The 22,229-nt window shown below is 69.8% G+C and carries 25 protein-coding genes; all 25 read left to right on the top strand.

Going from position 1 to position 22,229, the window contains the following annotated elements; all coding sequences use genetic code 11:
* Nucleotides 1-178: 178 nt before the first annotated feature.
* Complete coding sequence (locus tag MQH31_RS12790; RefSeq protein ID WP_243012355.1) at nucleotides 179-520, top strand: flagellar basal body rod protein FlgB; 342 nt, start codon at nucleotides 179-181, stop codon at nucleotides 518-520.
* On the top strand, nucleotides 520-912 hold the full coding sequence (locus tag MQH31_RS12785) for a flagellar basal body rod protein FlgC (protein ID WP_134448950.1): 393 nt from the start codon (nucleotides 520-522) through the stop codon (nucleotides 910-912). Before MQH31_RS12790 ends, MQH31_RS12785 begins: the two co-directional genes overlap by 1 nt.
* A complete protein-coding gene (gene fliE, locus MQH31_RS12780; RefSeq protein WP_243012354.1) occupies nucleotides 912-1,232 on the top strand; it encodes a flagellar hook-basal body complex protein FliE in 321 nt (106 codons plus the stop codon). Before MQH31_RS12785 ends, fliE begins: the two co-directional genes overlap by 1 nt.
* Nucleotides 1,232-2,851, top strand: a complete 1,620-nt coding sequence (fliF, locus tag MQH31_RS12775) for a flagellar basal-body MS-ring/collar protein FliF (RefSeq protein ID WP_243012353.1) — start codon at nucleotides 1,232-1,234, stop codon at nucleotides 2,849-2,851. The genes fliE and fliF overlap by 1 nt, the downstream gene beginning before the upstream one ends.
* Nucleotides 2,848-3,867: a flagellar motor switch protein FliG gene (fliG, locus tag MQH31_RS12770; RefSeq protein ID WP_243012352.1), complete on the top strand. Its 1,020-nt coding sequence runs from the start codon at nucleotides 2,848-2,850 to the stop codon at nucleotides 3,865-3,867. Before fliF ends, fliG begins: the two co-directional genes overlap by 4 nt.
* Nucleotides 3,857-4,585, top strand: a complete 729-nt coding sequence (locus tag MQH31_RS12765; RefSeq protein ID WP_243012351.1) for a FliH/SctL family protein — start codon at nucleotides 3,857-3,859, stop codon at nucleotides 4,583-4,585. Before fliG ends, MQH31_RS12765 begins: the two co-directional genes overlap by 11 nt.
* Nucleotides 4,582-5,907, top strand: coding sequence for a FliI/YscN family ATPase (locus MQH31_RS12760; RefSeq protein ID WP_243012350.1), 1,326 nt, complete (start codon nucleotides 4,582-4,584; stop codon nucleotides 5,905-5,907). Before MQH31_RS12765 ends, MQH31_RS12760 begins: the two co-directional genes overlap by 4 nt.
* Nucleotides 5,907-6,341 carry a flagellar FliJ family protein gene (locus tag MQH31_RS12755; RefSeq protein ID WP_134536492.1) on the top strand — a complete coding sequence of 145 codons (435 nt, stop codon included), beginning with the start codon at nucleotides 5,907-5,909 and terminating at the stop codon, nucleotides 6,339-6,341. The genes MQH31_RS12760 and MQH31_RS12755 overlap by 1 nt, the downstream gene beginning before the upstream one ends.
* The gene (locus MQH31_RS12750; RefSeq protein ID WP_243012349.1) at nucleotides 6,338-7,048 is read left to right on the top strand and encodes a C40 family peptidase; all 711 of its coding nucleotides are present in this window, start codon (nucleotides 6,338-6,340) and stop codon (nucleotides 7,046-7,048) included. The genes MQH31_RS12755 and MQH31_RS12750 overlap by 4 nt, the downstream gene beginning before the upstream one ends.
* Nucleotides 7,048-9,105, top strand: coding sequence for a flagellar hook-length control protein FliK (locus MQH31_RS12745; RefSeq protein WP_243012348.1), 2,058 nt, complete (start codon nucleotides 7,048-7,050; stop codon nucleotides 9,103-9,105). The genes MQH31_RS12750 and MQH31_RS12745 overlap by 1 nt, the downstream gene beginning before the upstream one ends.
* A gap of 89 nt (nucleotides 9,106-9,194) precedes the next feature.
* On the top strand, nucleotides 9,195-9,683 hold the full coding sequence (locus MQH31_RS12740) for a flagellar hook assembly protein FlgD (RefSeq protein WP_243012347.1): 489 nt from the start codon (nucleotides 9,195-9,197) through the stop codon (nucleotides 9,681-9,683).
* 73 nt (nucleotides 9,684-9,756) lie between these two features.
* Nucleotides 9,757-10,950, top strand: coding sequence for a flagellar hook protein FlgE (locus tag MQH31_RS12735; RefSeq protein ID WP_243012346.1), 1,194 nt, complete (start codon nucleotides 9,757-9,759; stop codon nucleotides 10,948-10,950).
* Nucleotides 10,951-11,089: 139 nt separating this feature from the next.
* Entirely contained in the window at nucleotides 11,090-11,395 is a 306-nt protein-coding gene (locus tag MQH31_RS12730) for a flagellar FlbD family protein (RefSeq protein WP_243012345.1), read from the top strand.
* Nucleotides 11,395-12,207, top strand: coding sequence for a motility protein A (locus tag MQH31_RS12725; RefSeq protein ID WP_243012344.1), 813 nt, complete (start codon nucleotides 11,395-11,397; stop codon nucleotides 12,205-12,207). The genes MQH31_RS12730 and MQH31_RS12725 overlap by 1 nt, the downstream gene beginning before the upstream one ends.
* A complete protein-coding gene (locus MQH31_RS12720) occupies nucleotides 12,204-13,118 on the top strand; it encodes an OmpA/MotB family protein (RefSeq protein WP_243012343.1) in 915 nt (304 codons plus the stop codon). The genes MQH31_RS12725 and MQH31_RS12720 overlap by 4 nt, the downstream gene beginning before the upstream one ends.
* Before the next feature lie 117 nt (nucleotides 13,119-13,235).
* Nucleotides 13,236-14,144, top strand: a complete 909-nt coding sequence (locus MQH31_RS12715; protein ID WP_241976428.1) for a flagellar motor switch protein FliM — start codon at nucleotides 13,236-13,238, stop codon at nucleotides 14,142-14,144.
* Nucleotides 14,141-14,839, top strand: a complete 699-nt coding sequence (gene fliN, locus MQH31_RS12710) for a flagellar motor switch protein FliN (RefSeq protein WP_243012342.1) — start codon at nucleotides 14,141-14,143, stop codon at nucleotides 14,837-14,839. The genes MQH31_RS12715 and fliN overlap by 4 nt, the downstream gene beginning before the upstream one ends.
* Nucleotides 14,840-15,415, top strand: a complete 576-nt coding sequence (fliO, locus tag MQH31_RS12705) for a flagellar biosynthetic protein FliO (protein ID WP_243012341.1) — start codon at nucleotides 14,840-14,842, stop codon at nucleotides 15,413-15,415.
* Nucleotides 15,416-15,558: 143 nt separating this feature from the next.
* Nucleotides 15,559-16,359, top strand: coding sequence for a flagellar type III secretion system pore protein FliP (gene fliP / locus MQH31_RS12700; protein WP_134536603.1), 801 nt, complete (start codon nucleotides 15,559-15,561; stop codon nucleotides 16,357-16,359).
* Entirely contained in the window at nucleotides 16,359-16,634 is a 276-nt protein-coding gene (gene fliQ / locus MQH31_RS12695; protein ID WP_134536511.1) for a flagellar biosynthesis protein FliQ, read from the top strand. Before fliP ends, fliQ begins: the two co-directional genes overlap by 1 nt.
* Nucleotides 16,634-17,392, top strand: coding sequence for a flagellar biosynthetic protein FliR (locus MQH31_RS12690; RefSeq protein WP_243012340.1), 759 nt, complete (start codon nucleotides 16,634-16,636; stop codon nucleotides 17,390-17,392). Before fliQ ends, MQH31_RS12690 begins: the two co-directional genes overlap by 1 nt.
* Nucleotides 17,393-18,607 carry an EscU/YscU/HrcU family type III secretion system export apparatus switch protein gene (locus tag MQH31_RS12685; protein ID WP_134536515.1) on the top strand — a complete coding sequence of 405 codons (1,215 nt, stop codon included), beginning with the start codon at nucleotides 17,393-17,395 and terminating at the stop codon, nucleotides 18,605-18,607.
* Nucleotides 18,604-20,655 (top strand): flagellar biosynthesis protein FlhA, encoded by a 2,052-nt coding sequence (locus MQH31_RS12680; protein ID WP_243012339.1) that lies wholly within the window; start codon nucleotides 18,604-18,606, stop codon nucleotides 20,653-20,655. Before MQH31_RS12685 ends, MQH31_RS12680 begins: the two co-directional genes overlap by 4 nt.
* Nucleotides 20,630-21,811 (top strand): hypothetical protein, encoded by a 1,182-nt coding sequence (locus MQH31_RS12675; protein WP_243012338.1) that lies wholly within the window; start codon nucleotides 20,630-20,632, stop codon nucleotides 21,809-21,811. Before MQH31_RS12680 ends, MQH31_RS12675 begins: the two co-directional genes overlap by 26 nt.
* Nucleotides 21,811-22,194, top strand: coding sequence for a carbon storage regulator CsrA (gene csrA / locus MQH31_RS12670; RefSeq protein WP_243012337.1), 384 nt, complete (start codon nucleotides 21,811-21,813; stop codon nucleotides 22,192-22,194). The genes MQH31_RS12675 and csrA overlap by 1 nt, the downstream gene beginning before the upstream one ends.
* The last annotated feature ends 35 nt before the right edge of the window (nucleotides 22,195-22,229 follow it).

Here is a 22,229-nt window from a genome sequence, read left to right as displayed (position 1 = left end):
GCGGCCAGTCGGCGGTTCGAAAGGGCCGCCGCACCCCCCTTTCGAGCCAAGGTCCTGAATCGGGGGAGAAAGTCCTTACGCGGGCCGGAACCGGGCCGATAGCTAGAGACGAGCACGGATTGCTCGCACCAGGCCACGGACCGGCCGTTCAGTACATCTGACGACGAATCGGGTAACCGTGCTTGAATCCGTGACCTCCACCGCTCTCACGAGCGCACTGGCCGCACTGTCCCTGCGACAGAGCACCATCGCGAGCAATATCGCCAACGTCAACACGCCGAACTACCACGCCAAGCAGGTCGCGTTCGAGTCCGCCCTCGCCAAGTCGGTCGCCGACGGCAGCGGCAGCACGGCCGCCACGACCACCGAGTCGCTCGAACCCACCAACGTCAACGGCAACAACGTCAACCTCGACACCGAGACGCTCGCGAACACGTCGACCGTGCTCCGGTACCAATTCGCCGCGCAAGCGATGAACATGCCGTTCAGCGCCGTGCGCGCCGCGATGAAGACCGCCTGATGAGCCTCGACGCGATCGGAATCGCCGGCTCCGGCCTCACCCTGCACCGCAAGTGGCTCGACGCGATTGCCGACAACATCGCCAACGTGAACACCGTCACACCGACGAGCGGCAATGCCTTCCAGGCCCGCTACATCGTGGCGCAGGCCGGCGCCGGAGTGAACGGCGTCGAGGTCGCGGGCACCGCGCAGGGCTCGGCTGCCGGCATCCTCGTCTCAGACCCGACCAACCCGCTCGCCGACGCGGCCGGCTACGTGCGCCACCCGGACATCGACCTCGGCGAGCAGATGGGCGACCTGATCATGGCCCAGCGCGGCTACCAGGCGAACGCGGCCGTCGTCGACCGCGCCAAGACAACCTACGAAGCAGCACTTCAGATCGGCCGTGCCTGATGACCATCGCATCCATCGGGGCGCTCGCGCTCCAGGCCAGCCAGGCCACCCAGAGCGTGCAGGCGACGCAATCCAGCCGGGCCACCACGGCCACAGACGGCTCGGGCTTCGGATCGGCCATGGCCGGCGCCGTCGACAACCTCCAGCAGCTGCAGTCGACCGCCAACACCCAGGCCGTCGCGGCCGTCACCGGCAACCTCAATGACATCGCGAGCGCCACCATCGCCGCCACCCGCGCGCAGGTCAGCCTCGAACTCGTTGCCGCCGTGCGCAACAAGGGCGTCGACGCCTTCAACGAGATCATGAGGATGCAGGCCTGATGCCCCGCCAGATCAGTTCCTTCTTCCAGCGCCTCGGACAGAACATCCGGGAATTCACCGTCGCGCAGCGCACGGTCGCCATCATCGGCGTCGCTGTGCTCGCACTCGGCATCGCCGCGCTCACGATGTGGGCCACCAAGCCCGCATACACACCCCTCTTCTCCGGGCTCGCCGGCGCCGACGCGAGCGCCATCGTCGACCAGCTCGCGACCGACAAGGTCGACTACCAGCTCAGCGACGGCGGCGCGACAATCCTCGTTCCCCAGGCGGATGTCTATGCCGAGCGACTCAAGGCCGCCGCGGCCGGGCTGCCGACCTCGGACACCGGCGGATACTCGCTCCTCGACAAGATGGGCGTCACCGCGAGCGAATTCCAGCAGTCGGTGACCTACAAGCGGGCCCTCGAGGGTGAGCTCGCCAACACGATCCAGGCCATGCAGGGCGTCAAGACCGCCTCGGTGCGCCTGGCCATCCCCAAGGACACCGTGTTCGTGTCCGAGAAGCAGGACCCGACGGCATCCGTCTTCGTCGCCACCCAGACCGGCGTGACGCTGTCGAGTGACCAGGTCCAGGCCATCGTGCACCTCACGAGCGCGTCGATCGACGGCATGAAGCCCACAGACGTCGCCGTCGTCGACTCCAAGGGCATCGTGCTCTCGGCCGTCGGCACCGGCATCACCGGAACCGGTGCCGAGCAGTCCACCGACTACGAGCAGCGCGTGCGTGGTTCCGTCCAGGCCATGCTCGACAAGGTGCTCGGGGCCGGAAACGCGACCGTCGTCGTTGCCGCGGACATGAGCGCACAGTCCGCCTCCCGCGTCGAGGAATCCTTCACCTCGCCGACGAACGCTCCCGCCCTCAACGAGGCCGTCAAGACCGAGACCTACACCGGCTCCGGTGCTGCCGGCGCTGCCGGAGTGCTCGGCACCACGACGACGACGACCACCCCCACGGGTACGAGCGCGGACGGTTCCTTCACCTCGGCGGACACGACCAAGAACAACGCGGTCAACAAGGTCACCGAGACCCGCACGATCCCGGCCGGCGCCGTCAACCGCCAGACGGTCTCCGTCGCCGTGAACAAGGACACGATCGGCAGCCTCAACGTCGCCGACGTGACCAGCCTCGTCTCCTCGGCCGCCGGCATCGACTCGACCCGCGGCGATGCCGTCACGGTCGAGGTCGTCAGCTTCAACGGCCAGGCCGCCGCAGACGCCGCTGCAGCCCTCGCCCAGCAGGATGCGCAGTCCTCGGCGGACCGGATGGGCGAGATCGTGCGCATCGGCATCATCACCGCCGGGATCCTGATCACCCTGATCCTCGGCATGCTGCTTTACGCCCGCCGCTCACGGCGCCAGAGCCGCGAATCGATCGAGGTCGACGACATGCTCCAGGTGCGTCAGGCCCTCGCTCCCGCCGCGGTCCCGTTCGGCCTCACCGCCCCGATCGCGCCGATCATGATCGACCCGAGCCCCACCGTCGCCTTCGGCGTCCCGGCCTTCACCCCTCCGGTGGCTTCCGAGCGGATGCGGGTCGAGATCGACGCCCTCGCCCAGCGCGATCCGAAGAAGACGGCAGAGTACCTCCGCGGCCTCATGGATGATCGGCAGCCCGCATGATCGACCCCCAGGTCCCCCTGACCGGAACCCAGAAGGTCGCCATCGTTCTGATGAACATGGACCACGACCGCGCGACCGAAGTGATGAAGCAGTTCAGCGAGGCCGAGGCCGCCGACATCGCCGCCGAGATCGTGCAGCTGCGCCGGGTCGACGCCGACGTCGCCGAGACGACCGTGCTCGAATTCCACGACCTCACCATGCGCGGCGGACGTGCCGCCCGCGGCGGCCACGCCTACGCGGTCGGCCTGCTCGAGGCATCCTTCGGCGCAGAGCGCGCCGCCGGGGTCATGAGCCGGGTCGCCTCCTCTATGGCGGGCAAGGCCTTCGAATTCCTCGACACCGCGGAACCGCTCCAGATCCTCACCCTCCTCGACGGCGAACTGCCGCAGACCATCGCCCTGGTCCTCGCCCACCTCCGGCCCGAACACGCCTCCGCCGTGATCGCGGGCCTCGAGGGCACCCTGCCCGCCGAGGTCGCCCAGTGCATCGCCGGAATGGGAACGGCGACTCCCGAAGCCATCCGTGTCGTCACCGACTCGCTCAAGGCTCGCGTCGGCGCCGTCACCGCCACCAGAGACTCCGTCGAGGTCGTCGGCGGCATCCAGCCGCTCGTCGAGATCATCAACCGGGCGGATGTCGCCACCGAGCGCTCCCTCCTCGAAGCCCTCGACGCCCGGGACCCGGTTCTCGCCGAACAGGTGCGCGCCCGGATGCTCACCTTCGCCGACATCGTTCGCCTCGAGGACCGCGACGTGCAGCAGGTTCTCCGCGGCATCGACGCCGGAATCCTCGCGATCGCGATGAAGGGCTCCACCGAGGGCGTCATCGAGATCATCCGCAAGAACCTCTCCGAACGCAACCGGGAGATCCTCGACGACGAGATCCGCGGGCTCGGCCCCGTCCGTGTTTCCCAGGTCGAGGAGGGCCGCGCGACGATCGTGCGCGCCATCCGCGACCTCGAGGCCCAGGGCAGCATCACCGTGACCCGCGCGGACGAGGATGCTTATGTTGTCTAGCCCCGCGATCCCGTTCCGTCACGCCGAGCCCGTGCTCGTGGATGCCGCCGCCGGAGCCCCGGCCGCGGCCGGACCGGCGACCAGCCCGGCCTCCCTGACGTCCTCCGATACGGCAAACGACCCGCCGTTCTCCGCGATCTCCTTCCCGACCCTGCGCGCCGTGACCGGCGATGACAGCGTCGAGGCCGCGAGGGTCCAGGGACATGCGGCCGGATACGCGGCGGGCATACGGGCGGCAGCGAGCGATATCGCGGCCCAGGTCGCGCGCCTCGAAGCGGATCACGCCGCCCGGGTCTGGCAGGTCCAGGCGCAGCTCGACCGCACCGTCCGGCTCCTGACCGCGGCGAGCACCGCGCTGGACGCGCGGACCCTGCCCGTGCTGCACGACGCCGAAGACACCCTGATCGCCACGGCCCTCGACCTCGCGGAGGCCGTGATCGGATACGAACTCAGTGACGGACCGGCCGCCGCACGGCTGGCCCTGCGCCGCGCGCTCGACCCCGCATCGGCGACGCGTCCGAACGCGGTGCGCATGCACCCCGCCGACCTCGCCGTGATCGACCCGGCCGTCATCGCCGCCACCGGCGTGCAGTTCCAGGCCGACCCGTCGCTCGCCCGCGGCGACGCCGTTTCCGAATTCGCGGACGGTTTCCTCGACGCCCGGATCGGCACCGCGTTCGAGCGGGCCCGCGCCGCGCTCCTCGGGGGAACCCGATGACTCTCACCTGGGAACCGCGCCCCGTCGCATTCGCGCGCGCGCTTCGGGTCGCCCGCCCCGAACGGGTCGGTGTGGTCTCGTCCATCGTCGGCCTCGGCCTCGAGGTCCGCGGGCTCAACTCGGCGATCGGCGACCTGGTCGCGATCGGGGACGACGCCGAGATCGACGCGGAGGTCGTCGCGACGACGCAGGACGGCATCCGCTGCATGCCGCTCGGCCGGATGACCGGAATCCGGGTCGGCGCACCGGTCCGGTCCGACGCGACCCCGCACCTCGTGCCCACCGGCAGCGGCCTCTTCGGCCGTGTCATCGACGGGATGGGCCGCCCCATCGACGGGAAGGGACCCCTCGTCGTCGAGGAGTACGTCTCGATCGATCACGACAGCCCCTCCGCGATGCAGCGGTCCCGCATCACGACGCCGCTGCAGCTCGGCGTGCGCGTACTCGACACCCTCACGAGCGTCGGCCGCGGCCAGCGCATGGGCCTCTTCGCCGGCTCCGGGGTCGGCAAGTCCTCGCTGCTGTCGATGATCGCGCGCGGCACCGACGCGCAGGTCTCCGTGATCGCCCTCGTCGGGGAGCGCGGCCGTGAGGTGCGCGAATTCCTCGAAGACGACCTCGGGGCAGAGGGCCTCGCCCGCTCCATCGTCGTGGTGTCGACCTCGGACGAACCGGCCATGATGCGCCTGCGCGCCGCCTTCGTCGCGACCCGCATCGCCGAATCCTTCCGGGACGAGGGCGCGGACGTCATGCTGATGATGGACTCGCTCACCCGGGTCGCGATGGCCCAGCGGGAGATCGGCCTCTCCGTCGGCGAACCCCCGGCAACCCGCGGCTATCCGCCATCGACGTTCTCCCTGATGGCGCGGCTGCTCGAGCGCGCGGGCACCGACCGGTCCGGCTCGATCACGGGCATCTACACGGTGCTCGTCGACGGCGACGACCACAACGAACCCATCGCGGATGCCGCACGCTCGATCCTCGACGGACACGTCGTCCTCGACCGCAAGCTCGCCGTCCAAGGCCATTTCCCGAGCGTCGACGCCCTCGCCTCGATCTCCCGGGTGGCTTCCCGGGTCAACACCCCGGAACAGAACCGGCTCGCCGGAACGCTTCGCAAGGTGCTCGCCGCGCGGCGGAATGCCCAGGACCTCCTCGACGTCGGCGCGTACAAAGCCGGCACCAACCCGCTCGTCGACGCGGCCGTGGACAACGAGGCCGCGATCAACGAATTCCTGCAGCAGCGGATGGACGACCAGACGTCCGCCCCGCTCGCCTGGGACCAGCTCACCCGGCTCACCCGGCTGTTCGGAGGCCTCTGATGAAACGTGACTTCGCCCTCGCCGGACTCCTCCGGTTGCGCCACCTGCAGCAAGACGCCGCTGCCGGTGAACTGGCCGCGGCCAACGCCCTGCTGCACTCGAACGAGGCCAGGCGTGCGGAGGCATCCGCGGCCCTGACCGTGCTCCCGAGCGAGGCGACGGGCACGGCATCCCTCGCCGCGATCGCGGCCGGCCGCACCTCGGCGCAGAGCATGCTCGCCGACCTCGACGCGCTCGGCCGGGACTACCGCCGGACCGCCGAGACCGCCCACGCCGCCTTCACCGCGAAGCGGGCCGAGTCCGTCGGACTCGAAAAGCTCGAGGACCGCCACGGCATCTTCGTCGCCGCGGAGGACCTCCGGGCGGAGCAGACCGTGCTCGACGAGATCGCGTCGACCGGGTGGCACCGCCGCAAGGCCGGAGGCACCCGATGACGATGGTCGACGCCCTGAGCCGGATCAGCACGATCCAGGCCACACTGGCGCGCTTCGATGCCCTGAACGCCGCCTCGGCGCCGACGGCAGCGGCCGCCGCCGCGACCACCACCACGACCGCAGACAGCACCGGAACCGCGGCGACCTTCGCAGACGCCCTCGCGGCCGCGGCCAGCAAGGCGACGAGCGCGCCGAGCGGTGCCGGCGTCGCCACCGGCAGCGTGACCGGTACCGACATCGTCACCTCGGCACAGAAATACCTCGGCGTACCCTACGTCTTCGGTGGCACGAGCTCGAGCGGCATGGACTGCTCCGGGCTCGTGCAGAAGGTCTATGCCGACATGGGCATATCCGTTCCCCGCCTCGTCTCGGGGCAGATGAAGATCGGCACCGAGGTCGGCTCCCTCGCCGACGCCAAACCGGGGGACCTGATCGTCACCGGCGGCGGAGAACACATCCTGATCTATGCCGGTAACCACAAGGTCATCCACGCTCCATACGAAGGCCGAACGGTCTGCCAGGTCGAGGCCTACATGGACGACTCGGACATCGACACCATCCGCCGCGTGATTCCGGACGCCCCCGCCGCGTCCAGTACCGCATCCTCGGCGTCCGCGGCCCTGACCGCGGCGAAGGCTGCCGCGACATCCGGCACCGCCGACCTCCTTAGCGCCGCCCTCGCCTCGATGATGAAGAGCGCCTCCTGATGCCGGCATCCTTCGGAAGCGCCGTGTCCGCGCACGCCTCCCTCGCCAGGGCCAACGCCCAGGCCCTGCTCGCCAGTGCAGCGTCGGACGCCCGGACAGGGAACGGCACGAGTTCCGGAGCGTACACGAGCGCGGGCAGCTTCGCGGCCGCGCTCGACACGGCCAGAGACGCCGGGACGTCCCAGCGTCGTGAGGCCGCGAGTGCCGCCGTCGACGCGCGCGCCGTGACCGCGCGTGCGGCTGAGGCTGCGCTGTCGCGCTCGACCGCGGATGCCTCCGCCCGCGAGCGGATGGACGCGTCCGCCGCGCGGTCCTCGGTGCATGACGCCGCCCGGACATCGGCCGCCCGAACGTCGGCCCGCCAGGACACACGGGAATCCGCCGGGGAGTCGGCCCAGAAATCCGGACAGACGGCACGGGACGCGCAGGATGCCCGTGCGGCACGGTCGGTCCAGATCGCCAGGGACGTGCGCTCGGTCAGGGCCGCACGGAGCGCCCACAGCGAGCGGGACTCCCAGCCGGAACCGTCGTCCCTGTCCGGACACGGATCTGCGGGCAGGGAAATCTCCTCCGGACAGTCGGCATCCGGATCAGCGGCGACGGCCGGGGCACCCGGACACGCTGGACAGCCGGCGAGCCAGCCGGGCGCTGACCACGCGCCGGCAGCCGCGAAGCGTGACCTGCTCCTGGCCGATTCGGCATCCCTCTCGGCCGCGACGTCGACGTCAGCCGCCGCTTCGGTCTCGGATTCAGGCGCGGCAACCGGCGATGCTGCGCTCGTCGGTTCAGCGGCCGCCCCTTTTCCGTTGTCCGGTTCGAACGCTCCGGAATTCGCGCCGGTCGGTTCCGCGACCCTCGGCCGGGCGCCGATGGGCGCCGCCGCGGCTTCGCTGCCGTCTCCCGTCGGTGCCGCACCGGCAGAGTCAACGTCCGCGAATTCTGCATTCGGGAACACGACGTCCGGCGCCCAGGGCGTCACGACGGGGGCGGTCCCGGCCGAAGCGGCACCGACCGGGGTTCCGGGAAACCGCGGGACCAGCGCAGCCACCGGCGCGAGCGGTGTCGCTCCCGGCGCACCGACGACTGGCACGGACGCACCGACCGGCCAGGCGGGTTCGACGGGGGCGTCGCTCTCCGGTACGAACACCGAGACACCGGGTGCCGTCCTCACGGACCTGGCGGGCCGCGCATCCGCCGCGGCCACCCGCACCGCCGGTACTCCCGGCGACACGCGCGCGGGCCTCGTGCCCACGACACCGGGCGACCCGCGCGGCGCCTCTGCGGCCGTCACCGGCTCTGACGGCAACGGTTCGGCCGGTGCCGGTTCGGACCAGGCCGGAACGGGCAGTTCCAACGGGGGAGCGGTCGCCGACCCTGCCGCCGCATTCGGTTCGGCAACGGCAACCGCACCCCTCACTGCCGCAGGCACGGCTTTCGCGTCCGTCGCTTCCGCCGCGACCCCCACCGACCCGACCACCGTGGGCACCGCATTCCCGGTTGCCCCGCACACGGTCGCGTCGAATGCGGCCGTCACGGCGGCATCCGCTGCCGGAGCCTCGACCGCGACGCCGGGAGCCGCGCCGCTCGCCGACCTGCCGTTCGCCGGCCAGGTCGGCCGCGGCCTCGCCAGCCTGATCGGCGCGGCAAACGGCGAACACGCGATGACCATCACCGTGAACCCCGACAACCTGGGCCCCGTCATCGTGCGGGCCCACATCGGCGGCAGTGCGATTCGGGTGGAACTGTTCGCCCCGACCGATCTCGGCAGGGACGCGCTGCGGGCGATCCTGCCCGAGCTTCGGCGCGACCTCGCCCAGGGCGGCCTGGATACCCGGCTCGACCTGTCCGGAAATTCCCAGCCCGACGATTCCCGCGCAGCGGGTTCCGGTGCCTTCGGCGCCCCCGGCAGACAGGACGCCCGGTCCAGTCCGAATCCCGGATCCGCCCGGGCACCCGAACAGCAGGGCGAAACCCGAGAGACCGGAATACCTCCGGCCGCACCGAGGTTCCGGGACGACCCCCTCGGCTACCGCCCCTCCGTCGATGTGCTGGCCTGAATGACAGCCCAGCGGATGACCGGCCGGACACCGATCCTGTTCGACACCACGACCACGAGATCCACGAGAACCACCAGAAGAGAGAACCCATGACGATCGAAGCCATCGTGGCCGCCTCGGCAGCCGGAGCAACGGGAGCAGCGACCGCGACCGCCGGCGTTTACAGCGGGTCGACGACAGCGCGCACGCCGAGCCAGAGCCTCGATTCGGAGGCCTTCATGAGGTTGCTCGTCACTCAGCTGAAGAACCAGGACCCGAGCTCGCCGATGGACTCGAACCAGATGATCAGTCAGACCACTCAGCTCTCCATGATGGAGAAGCTCACGGCGCTGTCGACGACCTCCGACGAGAACTTCTCGCTTCAGATGCGCATCGCGGCAGCCGCCCTGGTCGGGCAGAACGTGACATACACGGATGCCACCGGCACTGCGGTCACGGGAGTCGCCTCCGCCGTGTCCTACGCCGGTTCGGTGCCCCAGGTCACGGTCGGGGGAGTGAACGTCAAACTCGACGCGATTTCCGGAGTGACGACCCCGGCGACCACGACGACACCGGTCGCCGCGGCGTCCACGGCCTGACGCCCGGCGCAGCTCTTCCGGCCCCCATCCACCACACACTTTCCACTCTTACCGTTTCGAAAGGCAGCATCCCATGCTTCGTTCCCTTTATTCCGGAATCTCCGGCCTTCGCGCGCACCAGACCATGCTGGACGTCACTGCAAACAACATCGCCAACGTCAACACGACCGCGTTCAAGTCCTCCTCGACCCAGTTCCAGGACACCCTGTCCCAGCTGACCCAAGGTGCAGGCTCACCCCAGACCGCCGTTGGCGGCACCAACCCGGCCCAGGTCGGCCTCGGCGTGCAGGTCGCCGGCATCTCCACCAACTTCGCCCAGGGCTCCTCGCAGTCGACCGGTCGTGCGACCGACATGATGATCTCCGGAGACGGGTTCTTCGTGACCAAACAGGGCGGCGAGACGCTCTACACCCGCGCCGGTAACTTCGACTTCGACGCTCAGGGCCGGCTCGTATCTCCCTCCGGAGCGATCGTGCAGGGCTGGAACGCGGTCGACGGCGTGATCAACGAGGGCGGCGTCACGGGCAACATCACCCTGCCGCTGCAGGCTGTCATCGGCGCAAAGCCGACCACCTCGGCATCGGTTGCGGGCAACCTGCCCTCAGATGCCGCCTATGGCACGACTCTCAGCCGCGAGTTCACGTCCTATGACGGCACGGGGAAGGCCAGCCAGGTCTCCGTGACCTTCACGAACAAGGCACCGCTGGGCTCCCTGGCCGCATGGACAGTCACATCCACGCCGGTCTCGACGACCACTCCCGATCCCATCCTCACCTTCGACGCCCTGGGTAAACCGACCAGCGCGGTGACGGCTCTCACAGTCGGCAACGTCACCGTGGACCTTTCCACCATCAGTGGCTACGCGAAGCTCAGCGACCTCGCGGCAGCGAGCAAAGACGGCAACGCGGCCGGGTCGCTGACCTCGTTTACGCTCGGCAAGGACGGCACCCTCGTGGGGCTGTTCAGCAACGGCAAGCAGGAGGCCATCGGCAGGATCGCCCTCGCGACCTTCACCAACCCCGGCGGTCTCGAGAAGGCTGGCGGGTCCGAATACCGTTCGACCTTCAACTCGGGTGCCGCGGCCCTCGGCGCGCCCGGGTCCGCCGGAATGGGCACCCTGACGAGCGGCTCCCTCGAGATGTCGAACGTCGACCTCTCGCAGGAGTTCACCAACCTGATCGTCGCCCAGCGCGGTTTCCAGGCCAACGCCCGCATCATCACGACGTCCGACGAGGTCCTGACCGAGCTGACGAACCTCAAGCGGTAGTCCCATCGGCGCCGGGTCCCTCCGGGCCCGGCGTGGGCATCCGCCGCCTGACCTCGCCCTGGAACTAACCTTCGGCGTCCGGCGACCGACAGTGGTGCCTGACGGTCGGTGTGACCGTCGAGAACCAGGGACGGGCCCCATGATCGTTGTGACACGGCTGAACGACAGCCAGTTTGCGATCAATCCCGACTTGATCGAACGCATCCACGCCAGCCCGGACACGACCCTGGTCATGGTCGACGGGGCGAAGTTCATCGTCATCGAGACCCTCGACGAGATCATCGAGAAGATCGCCCGCTTCCGGGCCCACGTGATCTCGCTCGCCTCCCTCACCGACGACCGCGACTACCGGTCCGGCGCCCGCTCCCTCGAGATCCCGACGGGACCGCACGCGATCGAAGATGTACTCCAACCGGGCAGCGGGCAGCGCCCGCGGAGGCTCTGATGGATCCGGCTACCCTGATCGGGATTGCCCTCGCCTTCGGCTCCATGGTCGCCATGATCTCCATCGAGGGATCGACGATCATGTCGGTCCTGTTGCCGGCGCCGATGATCCTCGTCTTCGGCGCCACGATCGCCGTCGGCATCGCCGGCGGAACCATCAACGACGCACTCAACGCGTTCAAGGCGCTTCCCAGTGCGTTCAAGGGCAAGACCACCCCGCCCCAGGACGTGATCGACCAGATCGTCGTGCTCGCGGAGAAGGCCCGCAGCGCGGGGCTCCTCGCGCTCGAGCAGGAGGCAGACGCGATCGACGATCCGTTCCTGCGCACGGCGCTGCAGAACATCGCGGACGGCACCGACGGCGACGAGCTGCGGATCCTGCTCGAGGACGAGCTCGCGACCGCGACGAAGATCAGCCGGAACGCCTCGAAATTCTTCGTGACCCTCGGCGGGTACGCCCCGACGGTCGGCATCATCGGCACCGTCATCTCGCTCACCCACGTCCTTGAGAACCTCGACTCCCCGGCGACCCTCGGCCCGATGATCGCCGCGGCCTTTGTCGCGACCCTGTGGGGACTCGTCTCGGCGAACTTCCTCTGGCTACCGATCGGCAACCGCCTGAAGCGGCTCTCCGACCTCGAGGTCGAACGGATGACCCTCCTGATGGAAGGCGCCCTCGCCGTACAGGCCGGCAGTCAGCCGCGGCTCCTCGGCGAACGTCTCAGGGCCATGGTCCCGGCCGCTCCGGCCAAGAAGGCCAGCAAGGCGGACAAGGCGGACAAGGCAGACAAATCACTGTCCGAGGCAGCATGAGTGCGGGCAAGGGGCGCGGCGGAGCACGAGGCCGAGGCCGAGGCCGCGGCCTCGAGGAGGAACACGTCGAGCACGTCGACGAGCGCTGGATGGCGTCGTACATGGACATGGTCACCGTGCTGATGTGCATGTTCATCGTGCTGTTCGCGATGTCTTCCGTCGACGAACTCAAGTTCGTGCAGCTCAAGAACTCCCTCGCGACCGGCTTCGGTTCCGTCGACGTCGGCAAGGTCGACACGGCAACGGGTGTCGTCGTCTCTGCCGCGAACGCGAATGCCAACGACCCGGCCGCACAGGACCTCGGAACGACGGGCGCGACGTCGACGTCGACCGCGACCGCAACGGCGACCCCTGCGCCAACACCCGCGCTCACGGACCTCCAGATCGCGACCCAGGAGATCTCCGACCTCACCGTGGTGCAGGCGGCCCTGCAGGCCGCCGTCACCGCGCAGGGCATCGACTCGATCGTGCAGTTCACGATCGATGCCCGCGGTTTGACCATCGGGCTCGTCGGAACGGACGCGTTCTTCGCCCCCAACCTCGCCACCCTGAGCCCGAAGGCGACGGCGGTCATCGATGCCCTGTCGCCCATCCTCGCGGCCGACAAGCGCGAGGTGAGGGTCGAAGGCCACGCCGACCGGCACGGCGTCACCCTGAATTACGCGACCGACTGGGAACTGTCCTCGGCGAGGGCGACAAGCGTCCTGCGCAGGCTCGTCGAGTCTGGCGGTGTCGCGGGGGAGCGGATCTCCGCGATCGGCTACGGCTCGACCCGTTCCGTCACGACCGCCGATTCCCTCGATGCGATGGCGCAGAATCGCCGCGTCGACGTCGTCCTGCTCTCGAGCGAACCGGATGCCGTCCGCGCGCTGATCCCCTCGATCCTCGCCGGTCAGCAGGCCGGGCCCTAGGCGGCGCTCGGACGCCAGACATCCTGAGCCAGGCAGAGCAGTCAACCCGCGCATGATTTCGCCGGGAATCCCGGCGAGCTGCTTACCGGACGGATTCACCGGCCGATAGTTGCAGTCGTGACGGTCCAGGAACAACAGAGCATTGGCGTGCCCGCAGCGCCAGAGCGCTCGGTCGAGGTGTACGACTTCCGTCGTCCGACGACCCTCGCGCGCGAGCACTCGCGCGTTCTCGAACTCGCCTTCGAGACCTTCGCCCGCCAGTGGGGCACCCAGCTGACCGCGAAGGTCCGTGTGATGTCCCAGGTCACCTGCGAGCACGTCCTGATGCGCAGCTACGACGAATACGCGAGCTCGCTGCCGTCATCGACCGCGATGGTGCTCTGCCCGATCGGCAGCCTCGCGGCCAAGGCCGTCATCCAGTTCCCGACCGCGGCGGCCCTGTCCTGGGTCAGCCACATGCTCGGCGGCAGCGAGGGCCCTCCGCTTCCCGAGCGCACCTTCACCCAGATCGAGCTCGCCCTCGTCCGCCGCCTGATGGAGGACGCCCTCGAGGACCTGCGCTACTCGCTCGGGACGCTCCTCGTCCTGCCGATCTCGTTCGGCGGCATCCAGTACAACTCGCAGTTCGCCCAGGCGGCGGCGACGAGCGACCTCGTCATCGTCGCGACGTTCTCGATGCGGGTCGGCGAGACGACCTCGACCGCAACCCTCGCGATGCCCGCCGAGACCCTGCTTCCGCAACTCGGGGAGTCGATCCCGGTCATCACCGCGGAAGAGCAGCAGGCGAAGTTGCACGCCCAGCTCGCCTGGGTGCCCGTCGACCTGTCCCTGCAGCTCAGCCCGATCCGGGTGCTCCCGAGCGTCATCCTCGGCCTTGCCGTCGGTGACCTGTTGCCCGTCCCGCACTCCAGGCATCGCCCGCTCGACCTCGTCGTCGACGGGCACACCCTGGCCAGGGCCGCCGTCGGATCCAACGGCTCCCGCCTGGCCTGCATCGTCACCGACACCGAGGAACTGTCCCCATGAGCCCTGCCACGACCGCCATCCGCAATCTCGTCGAGGCCCTGCTCACGGTCCTGCCTACGCCCACCCGGCTGCAGGCGACCCCGTGCTCCGGTGGGGCCCTTGCCGGACGCCTCGGGGCCGGTGTCGTCGCGTCGTTCGTCGGTGTCACGAGCGCCGACCTCGCGATCGTCCTGACCGACCCGCACTCCCTCGACGCCGCTGCAGGCAACGGCGCCTTCTCGAGCCTCGACGTTCTCCGGCCCGCCCTCGACAGTGCCGCGACGGTTCTCGGCATCGGCGTACTCGGCGCCTCCCGCCTCGAAGACGTCACTGCACTGTTCGCGGATGCCGACACGAGCGTTTTCGAGCTCGCGAGCGAGGGCGTCGTGAGCGCCTGGTTCGCGATCCGCCTCCGCGAGAACGGTGCGGGGTCCAGTATCCCGCAGGCCGAGCACCCGTCCGTGGTCGGAAAGCTCGGCCGGATCAACAGCGTCGAGATGGCCCTGACCGTTGAGATCGGCCGCACCCGGATGTCCGTGCGCGACGTGCTCGCCCTCGAACCCGGCGCCGTGATCGAGCTCGACCGCTCCGCGGGAGCCCCCGCGGACATCCTGCTGAACGGCCGGCTCATCGCACACGGCGAGATCGTCGTCGTCGACCAGGACTACGCCGTGCGGATCACCCAGATCCTCGATGTCGCCGAGAGCCTGGGCTAGATGGACACCCTCCTCGTCGCCCTCCGTGTCGCGCTGTCCCTCGCCGTCGTCGTCGGACTCCTCTGGGTCCTGCAGCGCCGCATGCAGAAGGGCACCCGCCGTGGTCCCAAAGCCAGCCTCGTCTCGGTCGTGGGCCGACAGGGTCTCGGCCAGAAGGCATCCGTCGTCGTCGTCGACGTCGAGGGCCGGCGCTTCGTGCTCGGAGTGACCGAACAGTCCGTCACCGTGCTGCACGACGCGGTGAGCCCCGCGGAGAGCTTCGCCACGACGCTGCACGCGGCGGATGCGGATGCCGACGCGGACTCGCGCGCCACGACGGGTCCTTTCGACCGGGCGGATGCCTCCACCGCGCGCGCGTACGAGGGTGCGGCGACCGCAGCAACGGCCGACGATGAGACACTTCCGGCACCGCTCACCTTCCGGCCCCGTCACGACAGGGGCACCCGCGCGGCGGACCCGACCGTGCGCGACGAGTCGGGACCGGGCTCGAGCTCGCGGCCGAACCGCCTGGCCGGATCAATCCTCTCGCCGGCGACGTGGCAGCAGACTGCCGCGGCACTCCGGCAGGGACGGTGAGCACCCGCACCGTGCGCCCCGCCCTGTCCGGGCTTCGTGCGCTGCGCTCGGACGGACTGCGCCCGAACGCGCTCCGTTTCGGCGCCGAGCGCTCCGACTCGCTGCGTTCTGCCGACCGGCGCCGTCACGCACGACTCCTCGTGATGGCGGCGCTCGTTCTCGTCATCGTCGTCGCCGTCGTGCTGCTCGCCACGAGCGCGGGCCACGCCGCGACGGTCGCCCCGGTCGCGCCCATCGACCCGGTCGCGCCGAGCACTCCGACGCCCGCGGCAGGCACCGGGCTCAGCGTCGACATCAACGGCCCGGACGGTTCCCCGTCGTCGGCGATCGTGACCCTGATCGGGATCACCCTGCTCTCGGTCGCCCCGGCCCTGCTGCTGATGATGACGAGCTTCACCAAGATCTTCGTGGTGCTCGCGATGACCAGGAACGCGCTCGCGCTCCCGTCGATCCCGCCGAACCAGGTGCTCGCGGGCCTCGCCCTGTTCCTGTCGCTGTTCATCATGGCGCCCGTGCTCACCGACATCAACAACCACGCCCTGCAGCCCTACCTGAACGGCACGCTCTCGTTCGACGACGCGGTCACGATCGGCTCGGCGCCGCTGCGCACCTTCATGCTCGCCCATACCCGTGAGGAAGACCTCGCCCTGATGACCAGGGCCGCCGACCAGGCCAACCCGGTCAGCCGTGACGCGGTGTCCCTGCTCACCCTGATCCCGGCGTTCATGATCTCCGAGCTGCGCGCGGCCTTCATCATCGGCTTCGTCATCTTCATCCCGTTCCTCGTCATCGACATCGTCGTCTCCGCCGCACTGATGTCGATGGGCATGATGATGCTGCCGCCGGTGATGATCTCGCTCCCGTTCAAGATCCTGCTGTTCGTACTCGTCGACGGCTGGGGACTGATCATCACGACCCTCATCACGAGTTACCGGGGTGGCTGATGGACACCAACGCCATTCTCGACATCGGCATGCAGGCGATCATCGTCGCGGGCAAGCTCTCCGCGCCGATCCTGATCACCGCCCTCGTCGTCGGTTTCGCCATCTCCCTGCTGCAGTCGATCACGCAGATCCAGGAGGTGACGCTCTCCTTCGTGCCCAAGGCGATCGCCGTCTGCATCGCCCTGCTCATCTGCGGGCACTGGATGATCTCCGAGATCGTCTCGTTCACGACCGCGCTCTTCGACAAGATCCCGACCCTCATCGGCGGCGGCTGATGAACATCACCCTCGACTTCACCTGGATCGAGGCCGTCATGCTCGCCGGGGTGCGCCTCATCGCGTTCCTCGTGATCGCCCCGCCGTTCTCCTACAACGCGTTCCCACTCCGGATCAAGGGCATGCTCTCGCTTGGGCTCGCCCTCGCCGTGTCGCCCGTCGTCACCCCCGGCTACGTCTCCCCGGACACCGGCGGCTTCATCCTCTCGCTCCTGCTGGAAATCGTCGTCGGCGGAATGCTCGGCTTCCTCGTGCTGATCGTGTTCTCGGCCGTGCAGTCGGCCGGCAACCTGATCGACCAGTTCGGCGGATTTCAGCTCGCCCAGGGCTTCGACCCGCAGGCGATGGTCAACGGCGCCATGTTCACCCGGCTCTACCAGATGACCGCCATCGCGCTCCTCTTCGCGTCCGGCGGCTACCAGCTCATCATCGGCGGCCTGACCCGGAGCTTCACGGCCATCCCGATCGGCGGGGGAATGGACCTCGCCGCCCCGGTCCAGGCCGCGACGAACGCCGTCGGCCAGCTGCTGCTCTCCGCCGTGCAGATCGCCGGCCCGCTCATCGTCGTGCTCTTCCTCGCGGATGCCGGCCTCGGCCTGCTCACCCGGGTTGCGCCGGCGCTCAACGCCTTCGCCCTCGGCTTCCCCCTCAAGATCCTGATCACCCTCACCCTCGGGGCGAGCGCCTTCGTCGCGCTCCCGCGCATCGTGTCCGCACTCACCGACACCGCCGTGTCGACCGTATTCGGGGTGAGGTAGATGTCGGACTCCGGCGAAAAGACCGAGCAGGCCACCGACAAGCGGATGAAGGAGGTCCGTGCCAAGGGCCAGCTCTCCAAGTCGCAGGACCTCACCGCGTGGATCGGCATCGGCGCCGCGGCAGCCCTCGCCCCCGTCACGATCAGCCTCGGCTCCCAGGCCGGCTCCAGCCAGCTCGACGGACTGCACGCGATCATGGCCGATCCGAGCCCCGAACTCGCCGAACAGCTGATGGGCGATGCGTTCTCCTCGCTCACAGGCACCCTGACCCCGTTGCTGGCGACCGTGTTCGCCGTCGTGCTCCTCGGTGCCGCCGCTCAGGGCGGAGTGCACCTCAAGAAGCTCGAGGGCAAGTACGACCAGTTCAATCTCGTCACCGGGCTCGGCCGCACCTTCGGCGGCCAGGCGGTCTGGCAGGGGGTGAAGGCCCTGCTGAAGACCGCGGCGGTCGGCGTCGTGCTGACCCTCGTGATCCAGGGCCTCGCCCCTGTCCTGATGACCGCGGGCGGCCTCCCGGTCGCGGCACTGATCGACGCGGCAGGGGGCGGAGCCGCCTCGCTCGTGCAGGCGGCCATCGTGTCCGGGCTCGTGCTCGCCGCAGCCGACGTCTTCGTGGTGATGCGCCGCAACCGCAAACGCACCCGGATGACCAAGAAGGAGGTCACCGACGAGAACAAGAGCTCGGAAGGCGACCCCAGGATCAAGTCGCAACGCCGCTCCCGGCAGCTCGCCATGAGCCGGAACCGGATGATCGCATCCGTCTCGACCGCCGACGTCGTGCTGGTCAACCCGACCCACTTCGCCGTCGCCCTCCGCTACGAGCCGGGCAAGTCCGCACCGAGGGTCGTGGCGACCGGAGCAGGGAACATCGCCCTGCGCATCCGCGAGCAGGCGGCCACCGACGGGGTGCCGATCGTGCGCGACATCCCGCTCGCCCGGGCTCTGCACAGCGCCTGCAAGCTCGGTGACGAGATCCCGGTCGAGCTCTACAACGCCGTCGCGCGCGTGCTCGCGTTCGTCCTCGCGCTCAAGACCCGCGGGTCGAGCTCCGGCTCCGGATACACGACCGGCTACGGCGAGGACGCCGGCGTGCACACCCTCACCCAGGCCGCCCACGCCGTGCCGACGGCCTTCGCCGGAGCCGGCTCCGCCGGGCGCCCGGCCTCACGCTCCGCGTCCCACTCCGCCGCTCACTCCACCGGAGGTTCCCGATGAAGACCACGCTCTCCAGGCTCGCCGTGCCGATCGGTGTGGTCGGCATCATCCTGCTCCTCGTCGTCCCCGTGCCCGCCGTGCTGCTCGACATGCTGATCATCGTCAACATCCTGCTCGGCCTCGTGGTGCTGCTCACGACCATGTTCGTCAAGAAGCCGCTCGACTTCTCGGTCTTCCCGTCCCTCCTCCTCGTGGCGACCCTGTTCCGGCTGGGCCTCAACGTCGCATCCACCCGTCTGGTACTCGGCGACGGCTACGCCGGCCAGGTGATCGCCTCGTTCGGCCAGGTCGCCGTCGGCGGGTCGATCATCATCGGCGCGGTGATCTTCCTGATCCTCGTCGTGATCCAGTTCGTCGTCGTCACCAAGGGTGCCGAGCGAGTCGCCGAGGTCGGCGCCCGGTTCACCCTCGACGCCATGCCCGGCAAGCAGATGGCGATCGACGCCGACCTCAACGCCGGCCTGATCACCGACACCCAGGCCAGGGAACGCCGGGCCGAGGTCTCCGCGGAGGCCGACTTCTACGGCGCCATGGACGGCGCGTCGAAGTTCGTCAAGGGTGACGCGATCGCCGGGATCATCATCATCATCATCAACCTCGTCGGCGGCATCGGCATCGGCATGATCCAGCGCGGCATGTCGATCACGGACGCGATGAGCACCTACTCGCTCCTGACCATCGGAGACGGGCTCGTCACCCAGATCCCGGCCCTGCTGATGGCCGTGTCCACCGGCATGATCGTGACGCGGTCCAACGCCGAGTCCGACATCGGCGCGACCGCGTCGGCGCAGCTCACCCAGTCCCGCAATGCGCTCATGATCGCCGGCGGCGCGGCCCTCCTGATGGCGCTCATCCCCGGGATGCCCATCCTCCCGTTCGTGGTCGCCGGGGCGAGCCTGCTGCTCGTCTCCCAGCGGATCAAGGCGAGCGAGGCGCGGGAGCAGGTCAGGCAGGCCGCGGCCGCCGTCGCCGAACGTGCGCCGGTGCGCTCGGACACCCCCGAGGACCTGATCGAGTCGATGCGGGTGCACGCCCTCGAGATCCTGCTCGCCTCCGACCTCGTCGACCTCGTCTCGGGAGCCCAGGATGACCTGCTCGCCCGGGTGCGCGCCCTCCGCCGCAAGATCGCGATCGACCTCGGCGTCGTCGTTCCGCCGGTGCGCACCCGCGACAGCGTCGAGCTGCCCTCCGCGACCTACGTCATCCGCATCGCGGGCGTCGAAGCCGGCCGCGGACTCGCCCCGTCCGGCAAGGTGCTCGCCCTCGGCGACAACCTCGACGGCCTCCCGGGCACCGCGACCATCGAGCCGGTCTTCGGCCTCGCCGGAAAATGGGTGCCGAGCGAGATGCGGCACAGCGCGGAGATGGCCGGCGCGACCGTCATCGACCGGGTGTCCGTGCTCGTGACCCACCTCTCCTCGATCGTCACCGGGAACGCGGCGCGTCTGCTCACCCGGGAGGACGTGCGCGTGCTGACCGACGGCGTCAAGCAGGTCAACCCGGCCGCCGTCGACGACCTGATCCCCGGCATGCTGTCCCTCGCCGAGGTGCAACGGGTGTTGCAGGGCCTCCTGATGGAGCAGATCCCGATCAACGACCTCTCCCGGATCTACGAGGCCCTCTCGCTGCGGGCGAAGGCATCGACCGACCCGGAGGGCCTGATCGAGGCCGCCAGGCAGGGTCTCGGCCCGGCACTCGCCGCCCAGTACCTCGACGACGGTCTCCTCCGCGTCATCATGATCGAGCCCTCCCTCGAGCAGTCCCTGCTCGAGGGCATGCGCGCCTCGGAGCAGGGCACCCAGATCATGCTCGAACCCGCCAGGATCGACGCGATCCTGAGCTCGCTCAAGGCCTCACTCGCGACCGTCGAGGCGAGCGGGCTGACCGCCGTGCTCGTCTGCGCCCCCGCGCTGCGACCGGCGATCCACCGGCTCGTCTCCGCGCAGACCGGCGGCCTCCCGGTGCTGTCCTACCTCGAGGTCACCTCCGCGAACGTCGCCATCGAAACCGTGGGGGTGGTCCGTGGAACCGAAACGATTTCAGCTTGACGGTCCGACGCTTCCGGAGCTCAAGGCACGCATCCTCGCCGAACACGGGGCGGATGCCCGCATCGTCTCCGCCGAACGGGTCACGGTCGGCGGCATCCGCGGCTTCTTCGCCCGCCGTCACTACGAGGTCACGGTCGAAGTACCCGAGCGGCGCCGCCGGGCAGCACACGCCCAGCCGGTGCGGATGGTAGCGCTCGAGCGCGACGAGCCGGGCGGCGACGGCGCTGACGCGAGCGGTGACGTGGTGCCGGGACGCGCCGCGCGGCTCGGGATCCTCGCCCTGCTCGAGGACGCCGACGGGGCCGACGATGCGGGCACCCTCGGGCGGCAGCGACCCGCCGTCCAGGCCCCGCTGCTCTCGACCGGGTCGGCGGGCTTCGCCCAGCTGATGGACGAGCTCACCTTCACCGTGTCTGAGCCGGTTCCCGAGCCCATTCCTGAGTCTGCGTCCGGGCCGGCGTCCGGTCCGCTGCCCGGGTCCGTGCGCGCGGCGGAGCCGTCCGGTCACGCGACCGAGGCTGGCGCACCGCGGGACGCGGGGATGTACCGGCGACCGGCGACCCTCGTACCCCGTGCCGGGCCTCCGGTGCAGCGACCCGCGGGACCGACCGCCGTGCCTCGACCGTTCACCCACCCCGGAGACCTCGTCGTGCTCGTCGGCACGCCCGCGGAAACCCTGCGGGTCGCCGGCATGATGGCGGCGATGGATGGGGCCGCCGAGGTGCTCGTGGCCGGCTCCGTGGTGTCGGAGGGGGCCCGCCGGGTCGACGACCGGCGCTCCGCCCTCGCGGCCCGGGCAGGGGGAGTCGCACGCGGGCGCACGTGCTTCCTCGCCTTCGGAATCGGCGAGACCCCGGGCGACCGCGAGTACCTCGGCGGTGACCTGCTCATGGTCGGCGCCGACCAGACCTGGGTCGTTGTGGATGCCGGCCGCAAGCCCTCGGACACCGCCGACTGGGTCGGTCTGGTCGCTGCGGTCATCCCGATCGACGCGGTCGCCGTGGTCGGGTCGGCAACGACGTCGTCGCCGGAAACCGTCGACGACCTCGGGATCCCGGTCGGCTGGGTCGACGGCGCCCCTGCCGATTCCGCGACGCTCGGACGGCAGGCACCCCGCCTCCCTGACGCGCCCGATGCCCGCGCTAGGCTGGCATGATGCTGGTTCTCACGCGCAAGCCGGGGGAGAAGATCCTCATCGGCGATGACATCGTCATCACCGTCCTCGATGTACGCGGCGACAGCATCCGCATCGGCGTCGACGCCCCCCGCGGCGTCAAGATCCAGCGCGACGAAGTGCTCCGAGCCGTCATCGAGGCCAACCTTTCCGCGAGCCAGAGCGGGAGCCTCTCCGACGAGGACGCCGAGGCCGCGGAAGCGCACCTCAAGGCCGCCCTCGGCCTGTTGCGCCCGCCGTCCGCTGCACCCGCCGCCGCGACAACCGCTGCACCCGACGCCGGAGCGCCCGCGACGGCGACGCCAGCGACCCCCGCGGCGGCCACCCGGCCACCCGTTCCGCGCCCGCCGCTCCCGGCGGAGTGAGCCGCGGCATCCGCCGCTGAATCATGGAAAAAGCA

The sequence above is a fragment of the Cryobacterium zhongshanensis genome (assembly GCF_022760445.1).
GTDB classification, from domain to species: domain Bacteria; phylum Actinomycetota; class Actinomycetes; order Actinomycetales; family Microbacteriaceae; genus Cryobacterium; species Cryobacterium algoricola.
The sequence above is the reverse complement of the archived record's forward strand: the minus strand, read 5'-3'. Positions and strand labels throughout refer to the sequence as shown.